The following is a 17,331-nucleotide window of genomic DNA, read 5'->3' as shown; positions in this document are numbered from 1 at the left end:
CCCACGGGACAGGTTAGCCTTACCTTCATCCTGTTCGCACGGAAGGGCCCCCATGGTTCGGCTCCCCCGCAGCACACGCGCCCTGGTCACAGTAACCGCCCTCGCCGCGCTCCTCGCCTGCGGGTGCTCCCCGCAGCCCGCGGCCCCGCCGGAGCCGGACGGCGGAACCCGCACGGTGGAGGCGGCCAACGGGTCGGTGGAGATCCCCGACACACCGCGCAGGATCGCGGTGCTGTGGCGCCCGACCCTGGCCGCCGTCACCCTCCTGGGCCACGACGTGGTCGCCACGATGGGCACACCCGGCGGCGACGACCAGGGCCTGGCGCCGTTCCTGCCCGCGGACGCCGACGGAGGCGACCTGACGCTGGTGACCAACTCCCCCTCCGAGGAGGACGTCAACATCGAGGCGCTCGCCACCACCGCGCCGGACCTGATCATCGGCGTCAGCACCCAGGTGGGCGCGCAGGCCGACATGCTGGAGAGCCTGGAGGCGATCGCGCCGACGGTGCTGCTGGAGTGGGAGGGCACCGGGTCCTGGCGCGGACACGTGGACGAGGTGGCCGAGGTCCTGGACGCCCCGGCGCGGGCCGGGGACGCCCTGGGCGGGTACGAGGAGGCGGTGGCCTCCGCCCGCGAGGAGATCGGGGCCGAGGGCGTGGACCCCGCCGCCACGGAGCTGTCGCTGGTGCGGTTGCAGAGCGAGAGCGAGATCCGCCTGGAGACACCGGAGTCCTTCCCCGGACAGGTGGTGGCCGACCTGGGCTTCGCCAGGCCCGACGGCCAGCTGGAGGGGGACGGCTCGACCGACTTCATCGCGCAGAGCTACGAGAACCTGGACCAGGCGGACGGGGACGCCGTCTTCGTCATGGCCGGTTCGGGCTACCCCGACGCACCCCGAACCTTCTCCGAGGGTGTGTGGGCGAACCTGGACGCCGTGCGCGGGGAGGCGGTGTACCGGGTGGACCACGACCACTGGGGTGCGGCCAACCACTATGCGGCGCTGCGCATCGTGGAGGACGTCAGGGCGGCGCTGACCGGGGGTTTCGAACCCGCCGTGTGAGCCCCCGCGCCCCCGTGATCCGGGGCCGGTACGGCCGGGGGCACAGCTCACACGTGGATCGGGGGTCTGCGGTCCCTCCAGGGGACGGCCTGTTCGAGCTGGGCGGCCACTGCCAGGAGCAGGTCCTCGCGCCCGTGCGCCGCCACCAGCTGCACCCCGATGGGCAGCCCCTCCCGGCTCTGGGCCAGGGGCAGGCTGATCGCGGGCTGACCCGAGACGTTGAAAGGTGCGGTGAAGGGCCCGTACGACAGCAGGGCGCGCAACCAGGAACGTACGCTGTGCCCTGGTGCGTCGTAGTCCAGGGTGCCGTGCGGTGCCGGAAGCCGCCCCAGGGTCGGGGTCACCAGCAGGTCGTACCGGGCCAGGAACGCGCCCAGGGGGTGGGTCACCCGGTGCTGGGCGTCCAACATGGCCGCCACCTCCAGGGCCGTGCACCGCCGGGCCTCGGAGAGCACCACCCGGGAGACGTCCTCCAACAGGGCGGGGTCGGGGCGGCGTGGCGCGCGCAGCAGGGCCGTCCCGGTGGCCAGTGCGGCGAGGGCGGTGCCCTCGACCACGTCCTCGGGGTCCAGGTGCGGGTGGTCCTCCTCCACGGTGTGGCCGATCCACTCCAGGACACGGGCCGCGTCCAGGGCCGCCTCGGCGACGGGTGCGGCGACGCTGGTGTCGGCCCAGGGGGTGGTGGTCACCGCGATCCGCAGCCGCCCGGGGTCGGTACGCACCGCCTCGGCGTAGGTCCGGTCGGGGGCGGAGACGATGAACTTCTCCCCCACCGGCGGTGCGCAGACCGCGTCCAGCAGCCGGGCGGTGTCGCGGACGGTGCGGGTGAGTCCGAATTCCGCGATCAGCCCGAACCCCGCCTCCCCCGCCAGCGGCCCGCAGGGTGTGCGCCCGCGAGTCGGTTTGAGCCCGATGACGCCGCAGGCGGAGGCCGGCACACGCAGCGACCCCGCGCCGTCGTTGCCGTGGGCGAAGGGCACGGCCCCGGCGGCCACGAGGGCGGCCGCACCGCCGCTGGAACCGCCCGCGCCGCGGTCGGGGTTCCAGGGGTTGCGGGTGATCCCGTGGCGCGCGGACTCGGTGGCGAAGTGCAGCCCCAGTTCGGGGGCGGTGCTCTGGCCCAGTGGTACCAGCCCCGCGGCACGGAACCGCGCCATCAGGGTGTGGTCGGCGGTGGCGACGGCGTCAACGGCCCGGCTGCCCAGGGTGAAACCCGTTCCGCGCGCGAAGGGTCCGCTGTCCTTGACCACGAACGGGACCCCGCCCAGGGGGCCGTCGGCCGATGGGAGGGGGACCGACTCCCACAGGGGGCCGGTGAGCGCGTTGAGGTCGTCGTGGGCGCGTTCCAGGGCCAGGCGGGCGACCCGCTCGACCTCGGCTGCACGGACCTGGCCGGTCCGGACGAGGTCGGCGAGGCCGACGGCGTCCCTCTCGGCGTACTCGTGGATCTGCAGGGCTACTCCTCGGGGCGTCGGCCTGCGGGGGTGCGGACCGACGGGCCAGGGTAGCCCCGGGGACGGGTTGCGCGCCGCCCGTTTTCCCGGGCCTCGGCCGTTCGCGGCGGGGCGCGGCCGTTCGCGGCGGGGCGCGGCCGACCGGGGACCTGGGCCCCGACGAGGAGTCCGCGATCCTGTACGCCGCCGCCTCGGGCTAGGTCGTGTTTTTTTGGATCCTTCCGGGCTCGCGTCCACCAGGCTTCCTCTCGCCGCGCCTCTGCGCTCGTGAAGCACAACCAGGCTGAACTTCGCACATCGTCTTGCGAGAGATCGCCTGGACGGCCGCTCGCCGACCCGAAAACCTCCAAAAAACACTCCCTAGGTGAGCAGGTCCCAGCCCATGCGCAGGAGCAGGGCCAGGACGACGACGAGCAGGACCGCGCGGACGAACCCGGAACCGCGTCGCAGCGCCATACGTGCGCCGATCTGGGCGCCGGTGATGGTGCATACGGCCAGGATCAGCCCCAGGGTCCAGTCGACGTGGCCGCCGAGGGCGAACACGGTGAGCGCGCCGAGGTTGGTGCACACGTTGACGATCTTGGCCGAGGCGGAGGCGGCGACGAAGTCCATCCCGATGACGGCGGTGAAGGCGATGATGAGGAAGACGCCGGTGCCGGGGCCGATGAGGCCGTCGTAGAGGCTGACGCCGAGCCCGGCCAGGGCGGTGACGGCCAGTAGCCGGTTGCGGGTGCGCAGGCGCGGGTCGGGTACCGCCCCCATGGCGGGGCGGAAGTAGACGAGCAGGGCGACTCCGGCCAGGACGACCATGATGACGGGCTTGAGGACGTCGGCCGTGAGCGCGGTGGCCATGGCGGCGCCGATGCCGGATCCGACCAGGGCGAGCGCGGCGGTGGGCAGGACGACGCGGCGGTCCACACGCACCTTGCGGGCGTAGGCGATGGCCGCTGAGGTGGTGCCGAAGACGGCGCCGAGCTTGTTGGTGCCCAGCAGGGTGGCCAGGGGTGTGGTGGGGGCGGCCACCAGGAGGGCGGGCAGCAGCAGGAGCCCGCCGCCTCCGACGACGGCGTCCACCCAGCCCGCGCCGACGGCGACGGCCATGACCAGGGCGAGGATCTCAGGGTCCATCTACCGCACGCGTTCGAGGAGAGAGATGATCATGGGTTCATTTCGGTGGATCGGGCGGGAACGTGGCGAGTTTATCCAGCCCGTATCGGCGCTTCTCAGGCAGCCGGGTACCGTGAACCCCTTACGAGAACTGCGCCTTTACTACGTAGATTCGCAGAAGGGGGAAGCGGCGGCGCCCGGGATCAGGGGGCGCCGCCGCAGTCTGTGGAACCCGGTCAGAACCGGGACCGGTCGAACCAGTCGCGGGCCTCGGCCAGCACGTCGGGGGCCAACTGGTGTCCCCCCGGGTGCTCGCGCGCCTCCACGTCCGCTCCCCTGGCGCCGAGCTGGGCGGCCAGCAGCCGCGCCTGGTCGATGGTGGTGATGGGGTCGGCGACCCCCGCCCCCAGGAACACCCTGACCCCCGACAGGTCCACCGCGTCGGGCTCGCGCCCCTGCAGGGGTGCTCCGCCCGCGAACAGGGCCGCCCCGGCGAGCAGGCGCGGGTGGAGCAGCAGCAGGGCGGCACCGGTGTTGGCCCCGTTGGAGAATCCGCTGACCACGATCCGCTCGGGGTCCAGGTCGTACTCCCGGGCGGCGGCGGTGACGAACTCCGCCAGTTCGGCGCTGCGCCGGACCACGTCGTCGACGTCGAAGACGCCCTCGCGCAGGCGGCGGAACCAGCGGTTCATGCCGTTCTCACTCACCCGGCCGCGCGGTGAGAGCAGGGCCGCCCCGGGGGACAGGGCGCGGCCCAGCGGCAGCAGGTCCCGCTCGTCGGCGCCGGTGCCGTGGAGCAGCAGGAGTGTGGGCGCTCCCGGCACGGAGGCGGGCTCGAAGACGTGAACGAAGTCCTGGGTGGCTGTCACCGGGGAACCTCCAGCGCGGGCAGGTGGCGGGCGATGTCCTCGCGGCTGGGCTCCAGCCACGGCGGGAGCCTGAGCGCCCGGCCCAGTTCCAGCAGGGGCTCGTCGTAGTCGAAGCCGGGGCCGTCGGTGGCGATCTCCAGCAGGACCCCGCCGGGCTCCCGGAAGTAGATGGACGTGAAGTAGCAGCGGTCGCGGATCTCGGTGACGCCCACCCCGGCGTTCTCCAGGGTCTGGCGCCAGGCCTCCTGGACGGGCCCGTCGGGAGCGCGGTAGGCGACGTGGTGGACGGTGCCCGCCGCGACCACGCCGCGCGGGGCCCGGGGGTCGGCCAGGACGTCGACGATGGTGCCCACCCCGTCTGCGCCGGCGTTGGTGCGGAAGCGGAGCCGGTCGCCGTCCTCGTCCACCAGCCGGAAGCCGAGCTGCCCGCTCAGCATCTCCACGGTGCCCTCGACGTCCTGCTCGGTCAGGGTGACGGCGCGGATACCCCGGATGGCGTGTGCGGCCGGTACCGCTCCCCCGTCCCAGGGGTCGGTGTCGTGGGCGTCGGCACTGGCGGCGAGTTCGATGACCAGGCCGTCGGGGTCGCGCAGCGTGAGCACGTCCTCCTCGCCCCTCTCGGCCGGGCGGGTGGTGTGTACGTCCAGTGAGGCCAGGTGCTCCGCCCACCAGCCGAGGGAGCCCTCGGGCACGGAGAAGGTCGTGGTGGTGGCCTGCCCCGCGCCGATCTTCCCCTGGGGGGCGTCGGGCCAGGGGAAGAAGGTCATGATCGTGCCGGGGTTGCCCGCGCGGTCGCCGTAGTAGAGGTGGTAGGTCTCGGGCGCGTCGAAATTGACCGTGCGCTTGACCAGCCGCATACCCAGCGCGTTGAGGTAGAAGTCCGCGTTGGCCTGCGGATCGCTGGCGATCGCGGTCACGTGGTGGATTCCCGCGGGGCGCACGTCCATGTCGTCACCTTCCGTCGAAGTCGCCGGTGTGTCCTGGGACCAAGGTAGTTGAATTTTAAACTAAACCGGCCGATGTGTCCTCCCCACACTCCCCCGTCGCGGGGCACACGGCGCGCAGGGACACGTCGCGGACGCGCGACGCAGCGATCAGGAACCCCGGCCGGGGCGGGCCGCCCGGGCCGGCCTCAGGCCGGCGGGGGGGGAGGCGGCGCAGCCGCAGTCCCACCAGGGCCGCCGCCGCGCACAGGCCCGCCGCGAAGGCCAGGGCGCCGCCCCAGCCCACGGCGTCGTAGACCAGGCCGCCGCACCACCCGAACAGGCTGGAGCCGAGGTAGTAGGCGAGCGTGTACAGGGCCATCGCCTGGGCGCGACCCGTGACCGCACGGGTGCCCACCCAGGCCGAGGCGGTGGCGTGGGCGCAGAAGAAGGCGAAGGTCAGTACCAGGAGGGCGGCCATGAGCCCGACCAGCGCGGTGCTGAGCAGCCCGCCCAGGCCGACGGCCATCAGCACCGTGGAGACGGCCAGTACGGGGTAGCCGCCCCAGCGGACGGAGGCGTTCCCGGCGAGCGCCGAGCCGACCATCCCGGCGGTGTAGGAGAGGAAGAGCAGGGAGGCGGCGGACTGGGAGAGCCCGAAGGGCTCGCCCATGAGGCGGAAGCCGAGCAGGTTGTACACGGTCATGAACGCGCCCATCAGCAGGAGCGCCTGCGCGTAGAGGGCGGGCAGGCCGCGCGTGGTGAGCGCGGCGGCCAGGCGCCGCCCCATCCCCGGGACGGTGCCGGCGGGCCCCTGCCTCCGGCGCGCGCCGTGCTCCCCCGTCACCGCTGCGGTGGGAGCGCCGGCGGCGCGCCGCCACGGGCGCGGCAGGACCAGGACGAAGACGAGCAGGCACACCAGCCCGAGCAGGGTGCTGGCGGCGATCCCCCACTGCCAGCCGCCCAGGTCGGCGGCGAACCCGGCGAGCAGGCGCCCGCCCATCCCTCCCAGGGGGTTGCCCGCGATGTAGAGGCCGGTGGCACGCGGGGCGTCGGCGGGGTGCACCTCCTCGGACAGGTAGGCGACGGCGGCGGCGGGCACCCCGCCCAGGGCCGCGCCCTGCAGGACGCGCAGGGCGAGCAGGATCCAGAGCTCCCCGGCCAGGGGCGTCACGCACCCCAGGAGGGTGGTGAGCGCCAGGGACACGGCGATGACGCGGGCCCGGCCGAACCGGTCGGCGGCACCGCTCCACACCAGGGTGAACCCGGCCAGTCCGCCGGTGGCCACGGAGACCGCGAGCGCGGCCTGGGAGGCGGAGGACCCGAAACCCTCGGCGATCGCGGGCAGGACCGGCTGGACCGACCACAGCTGGGCGAAGGTGGCCACGGCGACGGCGACCATGGCGATGACCGTGCGCCGGTAGGCGGCGGTGCCCGCGCGGGGGCGGGCGTCGCGGTCGGGCGGGGACGTGGTCACGGTCATGGGTCCACGCTAGGAACCACGGTTTCATACGTCCAATGCATGGATTGCTTCTGTTCCATACTTGAACGCATGGAACGTGTGGAGGGGTCGGAGCAGGCGGACCGGGACGCGGGCGGGCGCCGTGCCCCCGGGCCGGACGCGGACGCGCTCGCCAGGGTGCTGGCGCCCAGGTTGCGGATGGTGGCGGCGGTCGCGGGGACCGAACACGTCACCCAGGCCGCGGAGTCGCTGGGGATCCCCCAGCCGACGCTGAGCCGGGCCCTGGCGCGGGCCCAGGAGGAGCTGGGGATCGCCCTGGTGGAGCGCACCGGGCGCGGGGTTCGGCTGACCCGCGCAGGCAGGCTCCTGCTCCCGCACGTGGAGCGGGCGCTGGAGGACCTTCGCCGGGGGATGGCGGAGCTGACCGGCGCCGAGGAGGGGCGGGTGGCGTTGACGTTCCTGCCCACGCTGGGGGTGGAGGTGGTGCCGGTGCTGCTGCGCGGGTTCCGTGCCGAGCACCCGGGCGTGCGTTTCTCCCTGACCCAGGAGCCGTGGGCGGAGTCGCTGCGCCGGGTGTCCTCGGGCGGCGCGGACCTGGCCCTGACCTCTCCGCTGCCCTCGGGGCCCGGGTTGGCGGCCGCGGTGCTGCACACGCAGTCGTTGCGGCTGGTGGTGCCGGAGGGCCACCCCCTGGCCGACTCCCCGGGCGGGGTCGCCGCGGTGGCCGCGGCCGAGGAGGAGTTCGTCCTGCTCAAGCCCGGCCGGGGCGTGCGCCACCTCACCGACCGTCTGAGCGACCGGGCGGGGTTCACGCCCCGGGTCGCGTTCGAGGCCGACGACATCTCGACCGCACGCGGCCTGGTGGCGGCGGGGCTGGGGGTGTCGGTGCTTCCGGCGCGCCCGCGCGGTCCGCTGGCCGGGACGGTGGAGGTCGCGATCCGGGGGGAGGGCGCGGACCGCCCGATCGGGCTGGTCTGGCCGCGGGAGGGGTCTGGCGGCGGATACGAGCCCCCGGCGGTGGCCCTGTTCCGCGACTACGTGCGGCGGGTGGGGCCGCGCATCATCCCCGGCCTGACGGGCTGAGGCACCCGGGGCCCGGCGGGCCGCGCGATTCCTTTGCCCCGCCGGGCGCGTTGCACCACGATGGCCCCATGCCGTTCTCAGCGCCCTCCTCCCCCACGCGCCCCCTCGCCCTGGTCACCGGTGCGGGCCGCACCGTCGGTATCGGCTCCGCGATCGCTCGCCGGCTGGCGTCCTCGGGCTGGGACGTGGCCTTCACCCACTGGACCCCCTACGACGCGCGCATGGACTGGGGCGCCGAGCCCGGCGCCGCCGAGGCCACTCTGGCGGCCCTGGCCGAGCGCGGCGCGGCCGCCCACGCCGTGGAGGCCGACCTGGCCGACCCCGCCTCCCCCGCCCGGATCCTCGACGAGGTCGAGGAGCGGCTCGGGCCCGTCACCGCGCTGGTGATGTGCCACTGCGAGTCGGTCGACTCCGGCCTGCTGGACACCACCGTGGACTCCTTCGACCGCCACTTCGCGGTCAACGCCCGCGCCACCTGGCAGCTGGTCCGCGAGTTCGGCCTCCGGTTCTGCGGCGTGCACGGGAGGGGGCGGATCATCGCCCTGACCAGCGACCACACGGTCGGCAACCTGCCCTACGGGGCGAGCAAGGGCGCCCTGGACCGGATCGTCCTGGCCGGCGCCCGCGAACTCGCCCACCTGGGCGTGACCGCGAACGTGGTCAACCCGGGCCCGGTGGACACCGGATGGATGTCGGCAGGGACCCGGGCCGAGTGCGCGGGCCACACCCCGCTGGGGCGGGTGGGCACCCCCGAGGACACCGCCGACCTGGTGGACTTCCTGTGCTCGCCCCGGGGGTCGTGGGTCAACGGCCAGCTCCTCCACAGCGACGGCGGTATCTCCGCCTGACCCCTTGCCGGTGCGGGAGAGGGGCGGCTCCGCCCGGCCCGGCCGGCGGGGGAAGCCGACGGCGGCCGACCGGGACCTACCCCTAGACTCGGGGTCGAGTCCTTCGACAGCTGCTGGGAAAGAGCCTCCATGAGCCAGACGGACGGCGGCCGCACCGCACCCCACGGTCAGGACCGGTTGTCCCTGCCCCAGGTCCGGCTCGACGACCTGTTGGACGAGGTCAGGTCGCGATTGAGCGAGATCTCAGCGAGCCAGGAGCGCATCCACACGCTCCTGGAGGCGGTCGTGTCCATCGGTGAGGGGCTCGAACTCGACCCCCTGCTGGTGCGCGTCACCGAGACGGCCGCGAGCCTGGTCGACGCGCGGTACGGCGCCCTGGGCGTGATCGGTCCCGACGGTGAGATGAGCCGCTTCGTCCCCGTGGGTCTGGAACCGGACGAGATCGCGGGCATCGCGCACTGGCCCAAGGGCGAGGGCGTCCTGGGGCTGCTCATCAAGGAGCCGCGCCCCCTGCGCCTGCGCGACGTGCGCGACCACCCCGAGTCGCGCGGATTCCCGGCGGGGCACCCGCCCATGCACACCTTCCTCGGCGTCCCCATCAGCATCCGCGACCAGGTGTTCGGCAACCTGTACATGACGGACAAGCGCGACGGCGCCGAGTTCACGGGGGACGACGAGCTCCTGCTGCGCGCCCTGGCCACCGCCGCGGGGACCGCGATCGAGAACGCCCAGCTCTTCGCCCAGACCCAGAGCCGGGAGACGTGGCTGGACGCCTCGGGCCAGATCACCACGCGGCTGCTGTCCGGTGCCCCTCCCGAGGAGGTGCTGCGCCTGGTGGCGCGCCGTGCCCGGGGGATGGCCCACGCCGACCTCGCGGTCATCGCGATGCCCGGGGAGGAGCCCGACACCCTCACCGTACGGGTGTGGGACGGCCCCGAGGAGCACGGCGGGGCGGTGGGCGCCGGGGCGCGGGGCTCCACGCTCACGTGCGCGCCCGAGACCCTGCTGGGGCGTGTCTACCGCAGCGGCGAACCCGTGCAGACCGACGTGTCGGCCTCCGGCGAGGGCGGGGTCGGTTTCCTGACCCGCCAGGGGGTGGGACCGGTGCTGGTGCTGCCGTTCGGCCCGCCCGACGGCGCGCGGGGCGTGCTCGTCCTGGCCCGAAAACCGGGGGGCGGGGTGTTCCAGGACAGCTGGTTGGGCATGCTGTCCCCGTTCGCCGACCAGGCGGCGGTGGCCCTGGAACTGGCCGAGGCCCGTCTGGACTCCGAGCGCCTGAGCGTGCTGGAGGACCGTGACCGCATCGCGCGCGACCTGCACGACACGGTCATCCAGCGCCTGTACGCCACCGCCATCACGCTGATGGGCACCGTGCGCCGTATCGACGACACCGCCTCCTCGCAGCGGGTACAGAACGCGGTCGACGACCTGGACGACACCATCCGCCAGATCCGCTCCACGATCTTCGCGCTCCAGAGTTCGGGGGAGGACGCCCCGTGGCTGCGCTCGCGGGTCCTGGACCTGGTCAACGCCGCGTCGGAGACCCTGGGGTTCGCGCCCCGCCTGCTCACGCAGGGGCCGATCGACAACGCGGTGGACGAGGCGGTCGGCGAGCACCTGGTCGCGGTGCTGCGCGAGCTCCTCTCCAACGCGGCCCGCCACGCGCGGGCCACGGCGGTGGACGTGGAGCTGTCCGTGGGCGAGGAGCTGGTGTTGCGGGTGAGCGACGACGGCCGGGGCATCGCGCGGGGGGTCTCCCGCAGCGGGTTGCGCAACGCCGCCTCGCGCGCCGAGGAGCTGGGCGGGCGCCTGTCGGTCTCCCGTGGTCCGGGCGGGGGCGCGCGCGTGGAGTGGTCGGTTCCGCTGCGGCGCGCAGCGGGGGCCGGGGGCGCCGCCGGGTGAGCCCGGGGCGGGCCCCGCGTGGGGCGCCTACCCCTGCTCCATGGAGATCCGCACCGCGTAGGCGGCGGCCTGGGTGCGCCGGGCCATGCCGAGCTTGGCCAGGACCCTGGACACGTAGTTCTTGACGGTCTTCTCCGCCAGGTACATCCGCGCTCCGATCTCCCGGTTGGTGAGTCCCTCGCCGATGAGCTCCAGGACGCGGCGTTCCTGCTCGGTGAGTTCGCTGAGGGGGTCCTTGCGCACCGCCTCCTCGCGCAGGCGCCTGAGCATGCGGGTGGTGGACTCGGGGTCGAGCAGGGATCGTCCGCCGGCGACCGTGCGAACCGCTCCGACCAGGTCGGTGCCGTGGATCTGTTTGAGGATGTACCCGGACGCTCCGGCCATGACCGCCCCGTAGAGCGCCTCGTCGTCGGAGTAGGACGTCAGCATGAGCATGCGGGTGTCTGGGAGCAGGGAGCGGATCTCCCGGCAGACGGTGACGCCGTCGCCGTCGGGAAGGCGTACGTCGAGCACGACCACGTCGGGGGCGAGCGCGCCGACCCGCGCCAGGGCCTGGGCCGCGGTTCCGGCCTCGCCGACCACCTCGATGCCCTCCTCCTCGTCCAGGAGTGATCCGACACCTCGCCGGACGATCTCGTGGTCGTCCACCAGGAACACCCGGATCGTTCTGTCTCCGCCCATCAGGTGGGCACCTCCTAGCGCTGGACGCGGGGACCCGGGGCGGCTCGTCCGCCCTGGGTCGGGATCGCCCGCCGCCGCGTGCCCATTGTCGGGCACCCGTGGGCGGGGGGTGCTCCGGCCCCGGGAGGGCGGGACCGGGAGGCGGGCTCCCGCCCACCCAGCCTAGACAGCGACGATTAATGCCATATGAGCCAAACGTCCCTTTCTGTTTGAGCCCTGTGGCCCTCCGGGTAGGCGGAAAGAGAGGGACCTCCACCATCGGACAGGGGGCCGGCGGTCCACGTCCTCGGGGCCGGGACCGGCGAGGATGGCGGGGAACGGAGCGAGGGCACCGACTTCGGGGAGCCTGTCATGGAACGATCACACGGCGCCGGAGCACCGGGCCGGAACCGGGAACCGGTCGCGGAGGCGGCAGCGCCACCCGCACAGCGGACCTCGGACGAGTACGCGGGGACGGAGCGGCTCGCGGACGACCAGGAGCTGATGGAGGGCGCCGACCTCATCGAGGGGGACGACCAGGCCGACTTCACGGTCCTGGAACGGCAGACCTGCTTCAACCTGATGGGGACCCGCGACATCGGCCGGGTGGCGTTCACCATCGACGGGGACGCCGCCCCCACGGTCCTGCCGGTGAACTATGCGCTGCTCGACGACACCGTGGTCTTCCGGTCCACCCTGGCGGGCACCGTGATGCGCTACGCGCGCGGCCACGCCGCCTTCCAGGTCGACCTCTTCGACGAGGAGCGCCGCGAGGGGTGGAGCGTCCTGGCGAGCGGGCGGTGCAGATGGGTCCGCGACACGGACGAACTGGCGCGCATCCCCCAGGGCCGCCTGCCCCTGCCCTGGGCCGCGGGCGAGCGCGACCAGGTCCTGAAGCTCATCCCCGGACGGATCACCGGACGGCGGATCCACCGGACCTGAGCCGGCGGCGTCCGCGCCACCGCACGCCGGTGGCCGCAGCGCGCCCGCGCGGTGCCGCCACCGGCAGGTCACCCGGGCGTCGGCGAACGTCCCCCCAGCCTTGTCCGTACCGCGTGTTCGGCCTCTTCCGGTTCCGGGTACCGAACCCGCCATGGGAGCACATCACCGGCTTCGGGCCCCGCACGGTGCGAACGGCCGCCACCACCGCACGAGCCCGGCGGCACCGTGGACACGGCCCGCAGCAGCGCCCGGGTCGGCAGCGGCGGCCGGCGAGGTCCCGGACCAGGATGACCGGCACGCCACCGGCCGGGGGGAGCACCCGGCGGCGTGCCCCGCTCCGGCCCCGCGCCCGTGAGGGCAAGACCGTGGGGCCGCGCGCTCTTGGGCGCGGGAGCCGCCGCCACCGCCGCCCTGCTCACCGTCTCCGGTACGCCCCTGCTGTCCGGACTGTGGGCGCTCTCCGCCGGGGCGGCGCCCTCCCCCGCCGGCCCCGAGGCCCCCCGCGACGCCGACGCGCCCCTCTCCCTGGAGGTGCTCTCCTCCCGCCCCGACACCGTCATGGGCGACACCGTGCTGGTCAGGGTGGTCCCGCCCGCGACCGTGTCCGCCGACCGCGTCGGCCTGGCGGCGGGCGGCACCGACGCCACCCCCGCCCTGCGCACGGTCCGCCTGTCCGACGGAACCCCGGCACTGGAGGGCCTGGTCTCGGGGCTGCCCGAGGGCGACACCGTCCTGACCGCCTCCGCCCCCGGCGCCGGCGCGGACGGCCGGGGCGTATCCGAGACGGCCCGGGTCACCGTCACCAGCCATCCCCTGACCGGCCCGGTGTTCTCCGGCCCCCAGCAGGAACCCTTCGTGTGCGACACCGAGCGCTTCGACCTCCACGGCGGCGGCACCCTCGGCCCGCCCCTGGACGCCGACTGCTCCGCCGCGACCGTGGTCCGCCACATGTACCGCACCGCCGACGGCTCCTGGGCTCCCATGGCCGACCCCGACCGGGTGCCCCGCGACGCCGCCGAGACCACCACCTCCACAGGGCGCAGGGTGCCCTACACCGTGCGGGTCGAGACCGGCACCGTGAACAGGTCGATCTACGAGACGGCGCTGCTGTACACTCCCGGCGCCGCCGAACCCGACCCGTGGCGGCCCCCCGAGGGCTGGAACCGCCGCCTGGTGTACACCTTCGGCGGCGGATGCGCGGGCGGCTGGTACGTGCAGGGGGCCAGGACCGCCGGGGTCCTGGACCACGGCATGCTCTCCCGGGGCTACGCGGTGGCCTCGGCCTCCCTCAACGTGTTCGGCCACAACTGCAACGACCTTCTGGCGGCCGAGACCGCGTCCGCCGTCGCACAGCGGTTCGCCCTCACCCACGGCGCCCCCGACCTGACCCTGGGTTGGGGTGCGTCCGGTGGCGCCTACCAGGCCCACCAGATCGGCGACAACCAGCCCGGCCTGCTCGACGGCGTCCTGGTCTCCCAGTCCTTCCCCGACGTCGGTTTCTCCGTCGTGCCCACCGCCGCCGACGCCCTGCTGCTGCGCGACTACGCCGACGCGCATCCCGGCGCCCTGAGCCGGGAACAGCAGCGCGCCGTGTCCGGGTTCGCGCGCTGGGACGCCATCGACAAGCTCGCCGGGGAGGCCGACCGCGTCGACCCCGGGGGCGTGTGCGCGGACCGGGTCCCCGCACACCTGCGCCACCACCCCGAGGACAACCCCGGCGGGGCCCGCTGCGAGCTGTACGCGCACACCGGCAACGTCTACGGGACCGACCCCGCCACCGGTCTGCCCCGCCGCCCCCTGGACAACGCCGGCGTCCAGTACGGGCTGGGAGCCCTCCTGGACGGCACGATCGACGCCGACCAGTTCCTGCACCTGAACGAACACGTGGGCGGACTGGACGCCGACGGCAGGGTGGTGGACGGGCGCACCGAGGCCGACCCCCGCGCCACCGTCGCCGCCTACCGCACCGGACGCCTGCTCAACGGGGGCGGCGGTCTGGCCGACATCCCCGTCGTGGACCACCGCGCCTACGAGGACGACGTCCCGGGAGGCACCATCCACATGCGCTTCCACTCGTTCTCCCTGCGTGAGCGCCTGCTGGCCGCCAACGGCACCGCCGACAACCACGTGATGCTCGTGGAGGAGCGCGGCCGGGGCGGGTTCTCCTCCTCCGCCCCGGTGGCCGGGCGCGCCCTGGCCGAACTGGACGCCTGGGCGAGCGGGGTGCGGGAGCTGCGCGCCGCCGACCCCGCCCGCCCCGCCATCGACCACGTGCGCGCCGCGCGCCCGCCGTGGCTCGCGGACTCGTGCTGGGTGGGCGAACCCGTCCGCCGGGTGGTCACCGAGCAGCTCCCCCTGACGGCCGGGCACGGGGACGTGTGCGCCGACGCCTACCCCGTGCACACCTCGCCCCGTGTGGTGGCGGGCGCGCCCCTGGCTTTGGACGTGGTCGCGTGCCGCCGGGTCCCCTTCGACGCGGCGACACACCCCGCGGACCTGACACCCGGGCAGGCCGAACGCGCCGGGCAGGTGTTCGCCGACGGGGTGTGCGACTGGTCGGTGCCCGGGCGCGGACAGCAGGGGCTCGCGGGCACCTGGTTGCGCTTCTGAGGTTCCCCGCGCCCGTCCGGGCACCGGACCCGGGTCCGGTGCAACGGCGAGAACCGCGAACACCTTGGAACTACGCGGGCGGCGCCCGCGTCCAACCGGTGACAACCAGGGACGCAGGAGGAGCACGTGGGACTGTTCGACGCCATCCGCGGCGAGCTCGTCGACATCATCGAGTGGACCGACGACACACGCGACACCATCGTGTGGCGGTTCCCCCGCCACGACAACGAGATCAAGATGGGCGCCCAGCTGGTGGTGCGCGAGTCGCAGATCGCGGTGTTCGTCAACGAGGGCAGGATCGCCGACGTGTTCGCACCGGGGACCTACACCCTGGAGACGCGCAACATCCCGATCCTGACCACCCTCAAGGGCTGGAAGTACGGGTTCGACTCGCCGTTCAAGGCGGAGGTCTACTTCGTCAGCTCAAGGCAGTTCACGGACTTCAAGTGGGGTACCCAGAACCCCGTGATGGTGCGCGACCCGGAGTTCGGCCCGGTGCGGCTGCGCGCCTTCGGCGGGTACTCGGTGCGGGTGGTCGACCCGCCCCGCTTCGTCGCCGAACTGGTCGGCACCGATCCGCGGTTCCGCACCGAGGAGGTGCAGGGGTACCTGCGGCAGATGGTCACCAGCCGGCTGGGGAGCGCCCTGGCCACGGCCGCACGGGACGTGCCGGTGCTGGAGCTGGCGATCCACCAGCACGACCTGGGCCTGCGGATGGCGCGGGCGCTGACCGGGGACATGGCGTCGGTGGGTCTGGAGGTCCCCCACTTCAACGTCGAGAGCATCACCCTGCCGCCCGAGGTGGAGAAGGCCCTGGACAAGCGCACCCAGATGGGTGTGCTCGGCGACATGGACCAGTACTCCAGGTTCCAGACCGCGACCGCCGTGGGCGACGCCGCCACGACCCCGGGCAGCGGGATGGGCGAGGCCATGGGTATGGGGATGGGGTTGGCCGCCGCCCAGCAGATGGCGCAGAACACGACCCCCCGGCAGCCCTCCGCTCAGCAGGGCGGCCCGCAGGTTCCGGCGGGTCCCCCGCCGCTGCCCGCCCGGGCCGAGTGGTTCGTCGGGGTCGACGGTCAGCAGCAGGGGCCCTTCGACCGCGACGGACTCGCCCAGCAGGCCGGCGGGGGCCGCCTCACCCCGGACACACTGGTCTGGAAGGCGGGGATGGCGCAGTGGGCCCCGGCCCGGCAGGTCCCGGAACTGGCCGGGCTGTTCCCCGCGACGCCTCCGCCCATGCCCTCCGCCTGAGCGGTACCGTCCCCCTCCTCCCCGAGCACAGAAGGCCGCCATGACCGCCCCCACCCCTCCCCCTCCCCCTGCCGGGCCCCGCGAGTTCCCCTGCGGGGCGTGCGGGGCCCGTCTGGAGTTCGCCGCGGGGGCCGACCGCATGCGCTGCCCCTACTGCGGCAGCGAGGAGCGCGTGCCGACGGCCACCCGCCAGATCCGCGAGCACGACGTCAGGTCCCTGTTCACGCTCCGGCCGGCCACGCAGGTGGCCGAGTACCGGTTCGTGTGCCGTGGCTGCGGTGCGCACGTGCAGGGCGACCACCTGGCCGGCTCCTGCCAGTTCTGCGCGGCGCCCCTGGTCACCGACACCTCCGAGGACACCCAGGTCGTCCCCGAGGCCGTGCTGCCGTTCGCCGTTGACCGCCCGGCAGCCCGCGAGGCGCTGGGCACGTGGGCGCGCAGCCGGTGGTTCGCGCCCGGCAGCCTCAAGCGGGTCAACGAGGCCGAGCGGTTCAGGAGCACCTACCTGCCGCACTGGACGTTCGACGCGCAGACGGTCTCGCAGTACCGGGGGCAGCGGGGAGAGCACTACTGGGTGACCGAGACGTACACGACCCAGCAGGACGGCAAGACCGTCACGCAGACCCGGCAGGTGCGCAGGACGCGCTGGTACCCCGCCAGTGGCCGGGTGTCGCGGTTCTTCGACGACGTGCTGGTCAACGGCACCACCAGGCTGGCCCCGGAGAGGGTGGAAAAGCTCCGGCCCTGGCCTTTGGAGGGTGCCCGCCCCTACGCGCACGAGTACCTGGCCGGGCACGAGGCGCTGCGCTACGACGTGGAGCCCGAGCAGGGGCTGGAGAACGCCAAACAGGTCATGGCGGGCACCATCGAGCAGGACTGCCGCCGTGACATCGGCGGTGACGAGCAGCGGGTGGCGTCGGTGTCGACGGCGTATTCACGGGTCACGGGCAAGCTGGTGCTGCTGCCGGTGTGGGCGGGCGCCTACCTGCACGGCGGCCGGAGCTGGCAGGTCGTGGTGAACGGCTGCACGGGGGAGGTGCAGGGCGAGCGGCCCTACTCGGCGGTCAAGATCACCGCGGCGGTGCTGGTGGCGATCGCGCTGATCGCCCTGGCGGTGTTCCTCTTCCTCCAGTACGGGTGAGGCGTGCCCGGGTCCC

General features: G+C 74.0%; 14 protein-coding genes. 8 read left to right on the top strand and 6 right to left on the bottom strand.

All coding sequences use genetic code 11. The annotated features are described in order from the left end of the window. The first annotated feature begins 52 nt into the window (after positions 1-52). Complete coding sequence (locus tag ACFWTE_RS02380) at positions 53-1,060, top strand: ABC transporter substrate-binding protein (RefSeq protein WP_378777153.1); 1,008 nt, start codon at positions 53-55, stop codon at positions 1,058-1,060. A gap of 47 nt (positions 1,061-1,107) precedes the next feature. Here ACFWTE_RS02380 and ACFWTE_RS02375 read toward each other — a convergent pair whose 3' ends face one another. The 5 genes from ACFWTE_RS02375 to ACFWTE_RS02355 all read right to left on the bottom strand — a co-directional run bounded on the left by ACFWTE_RS02375 (position 1,108) and on the right by ACFWTE_RS02355 (position 6,896). Next, positions 1,108-2,508: an amidase gene (locus tag ACFWTE_RS02375; protein WP_378777252.1), complete on the bottom strand. Its 1,401-nt coding sequence runs from the start codon at positions 2,506-2,508 to the stop codon at positions 1,108-1,110. 366 nt (positions 2,509-2,874) lie between these two features. Continuing rightward, positions 2,875-3,642 carry a TSUP family transporter gene (locus ACFWTE_RS02370; RefSeq protein ID WP_378777151.1) on the bottom strand — a complete coding sequence of 256 codons (768 nt, stop codon included), beginning with the start codon at positions 3,640-3,642 and terminating at the stop codon, positions 2,875-2,877. 215 nt (positions 3,643-3,857) lie between these two features. Then, on the bottom strand, positions 3,858-4,490 hold the full coding sequence (locus ACFWTE_RS02365; protein ID WP_378777149.1) for an alpha/beta hydrolase: 633 nt from the start codon (positions 4,488-4,490) through the stop codon (positions 3,858-3,860). Continuing rightward, positions 4,487-5,437 (bottom strand): ring-cleaving dioxygenase, encoded by a 951-nt coding sequence (locus ACFWTE_RS02360; protein ID WP_378777147.1) that lies wholly within the window; start codon positions 5,435-5,437, stop codon positions 4,487-4,489. The genes ACFWTE_RS02365 and ACFWTE_RS02360 overlap by 4 nt, the downstream gene beginning before the upstream one ends. Positions 5,438-5,492: 55 nt before the next feature. Further along, positions 5,493-6,896: an MFS transporter gene (locus tag ACFWTE_RS02355; RefSeq protein WP_378777145.1), complete on the bottom strand. Its 1,404-nt coding sequence runs from the start codon at positions 6,894-6,896 to the stop codon at positions 5,493-5,495. A gap of 177 nt (positions 6,897-7,073) precedes the next feature. On the opposite strand from ACFWTE_RS02355, the gene ACFWTE_RS02350 reads away from it, so the two are divergent. The 3 genes from ACFWTE_RS02350 (at position 7,074) to ACFWTE_RS02340 (ending at position 10,708) form a co-directional block, all read left to right on the top strand. Continuing rightward, positions 7,074-7,958 carry a LysR family transcriptional regulator gene (locus tag ACFWTE_RS02350; protein ID WP_378777250.1) on the top strand — a complete coding sequence of 295 codons (885 nt, stop codon included), beginning with the start codon at positions 7,074-7,076 and terminating at the stop codon, positions 7,956-7,958. Between the two features lie 68 nt (positions 7,959-8,026). After that, on the top strand, positions 8,027-8,806 hold the full coding sequence (locus tag ACFWTE_RS02345; protein ID WP_378777143.1) for an SDR family oxidoreductase: 780 nt from the start codon (positions 8,027-8,029) through the stop codon (positions 8,804-8,806). Between the two features lie 129 nt (positions 8,807-8,935). After that, on the top strand, positions 8,936-10,708 hold the full coding sequence (locus ACFWTE_RS02340) for a GAF domain-containing protein (protein ID WP_378777141.1): 1,773 nt from the start codon (positions 8,936-8,938) through the stop codon (positions 10,706-10,708). A gap of 27 nt (positions 10,709-10,735) precedes the next feature. On the opposite strand, the gene ACFWTE_RS02335 is transcribed toward ACFWTE_RS02340, so the two are convergent. Next, entirely contained in the window at positions 10,736-11,389 is a 654-nt protein-coding gene (locus ACFWTE_RS02335; protein ID WP_378777139.1) for a response regulator, read from the bottom strand. A gap of 351 nt (positions 11,390-11,740) precedes the next feature. Here ACFWTE_RS02335 and ACFWTE_RS02330 point away from each other — a divergent pair, with 351 nt between their 5' ends. The 4 genes from ACFWTE_RS02330 to ACFWTE_RS02315 all read left to right on the top strand — a co-directional run bounded on the left by ACFWTE_RS02330 (position 11,741) and on the right by ACFWTE_RS02315 (position 17,315). Further along, the gene (locus tag ACFWTE_RS02330) at positions 11,741-12,310 is read left to right on the top strand and encodes a pyridoxamine 5'-phosphate oxidase family protein (RefSeq protein ID WP_378777137.1); all 570 of its coding nucleotides are present in this window, start codon (positions 11,741-11,743) and stop codon (positions 12,308-12,310) included. A gap of 381 nt (positions 12,311-12,691) precedes the next feature. Continuing rightward, entirely contained in the window at positions 12,692-14,920 is a 2,229-nt protein-coding gene (locus ACFWTE_RS02325; protein ID WP_378777135.1) for a DUF6351 family protein, read from the top strand. Positions 14,921-15,046: 126 nt separating this feature from the next. Next, on the top strand, positions 15,047-16,174 hold the full coding sequence (locus ACFWTE_RS02320; RefSeq protein ID WP_378777133.1) for an SPFH domain-containing protein: 1,128 nt from the start codon (positions 15,047-15,049) through the stop codon (positions 16,172-16,174). A 40-nt stretch (positions 16,175-16,214) separates the two neighbouring features. Then, positions 16,215-17,315: a hypothetical protein gene (locus tag ACFWTE_RS02315; protein WP_378777131.1), complete on the top strand. Its 1,101-nt coding sequence runs from the start codon at positions 16,215-16,217 to the stop codon at positions 17,313-17,315. The last annotated feature ends 16 nt before the right edge of the window (positions 17,316-17,331 follow it).

Source organism: Nocardiopsis sp. NPDC058631, assembly GCF_042716955.1.
Classification (GTDB): domain Bacteria; phylum Actinomycetota; class Actinomycetes; order Streptosporangiales; family Streptosporangiaceae; genus Nocardiopsis.
Note: the sequence above shows the minus strand (reverse complement) of the source record. Positions and strands in the feature narration are given on the sequence as shown.

What these genes read in the sequence shown, in the direction of transcription:
- ACFWTE_RS02315 (WP_378777131.1), top strand. Translation starts at nt 16,215, where the DNA reads ATGACCGCCCCCACCCCTCCCCCTCCCCCTGCCGGGCCCCGCGAGTTC.
- ACFWTE_RS02345 (WP_378777143.1), top strand. Translation starts at nt 8,027, where the DNA reads ATGCCGTTCTCAGCGCCCTCCTCCCCCACGCGCCCCCTCGCCCTGGTC.
- ACFWTE_RS02380 (WP_378777153.1), top strand. Translation starts at nt 53, where the DNA reads ATGGTTCGGCTCCCCCGCAGCACACGCGCCCTGGTCACAGTAACCGCC.
- ACFWTE_RS02340 (WP_378777141.1), top strand. Translation starts at nt 8,936, where the DNA reads ATGAGCCAGACGGACGGCGGCCGCACCGCACCCCACGGTCAGGACCGG.
- ACFWTE_RS02330 (WP_378777137.1), top strand. Translation starts at nt 11,741, where the DNA reads ATGGAACGATCACACGGCGCCGGAGCACCGGGCCGGAACCGGGAACCG.
- ACFWTE_RS02370 (WP_378777151.1), bottom strand. Translation starts at nt 3,642, where the DNA reads ATGGACCCTGAGATCCTCGCCCTGGTCATGGCCGTCGCCGTCGGCGCG.
- ACFWTE_RS02360 (WP_378777147.1), bottom strand. Translation starts at nt 5,437, where the DNA reads ATGGACGTGCGCCCCGCGGGAATCCACCACGTGACCGCGATCGCCAGC.
- ACFWTE_RS02355 (WP_378777145.1), bottom strand. Translation starts at nt 6,896, where the DNA reads ATGACCGTGACCACGTCCCCGCCCGACCGCGACGCCCGCCCCCGCGCG.
- ACFWTE_RS02350 (WP_378777250.1), top strand. Translation starts at nt 7,074, where the DNA reads ATGGTGGCGGCGGTCGCGGGGACCGAACACGTCACCCAGGCCGCGGAG.
- ACFWTE_RS02335 (WP_378777139.1), bottom strand. Translation starts at nt 11,389, where the DNA reads ATGGGCGGAGACAGAACGATCCGGGTGTTCCTGGTGGACGACCACGAG.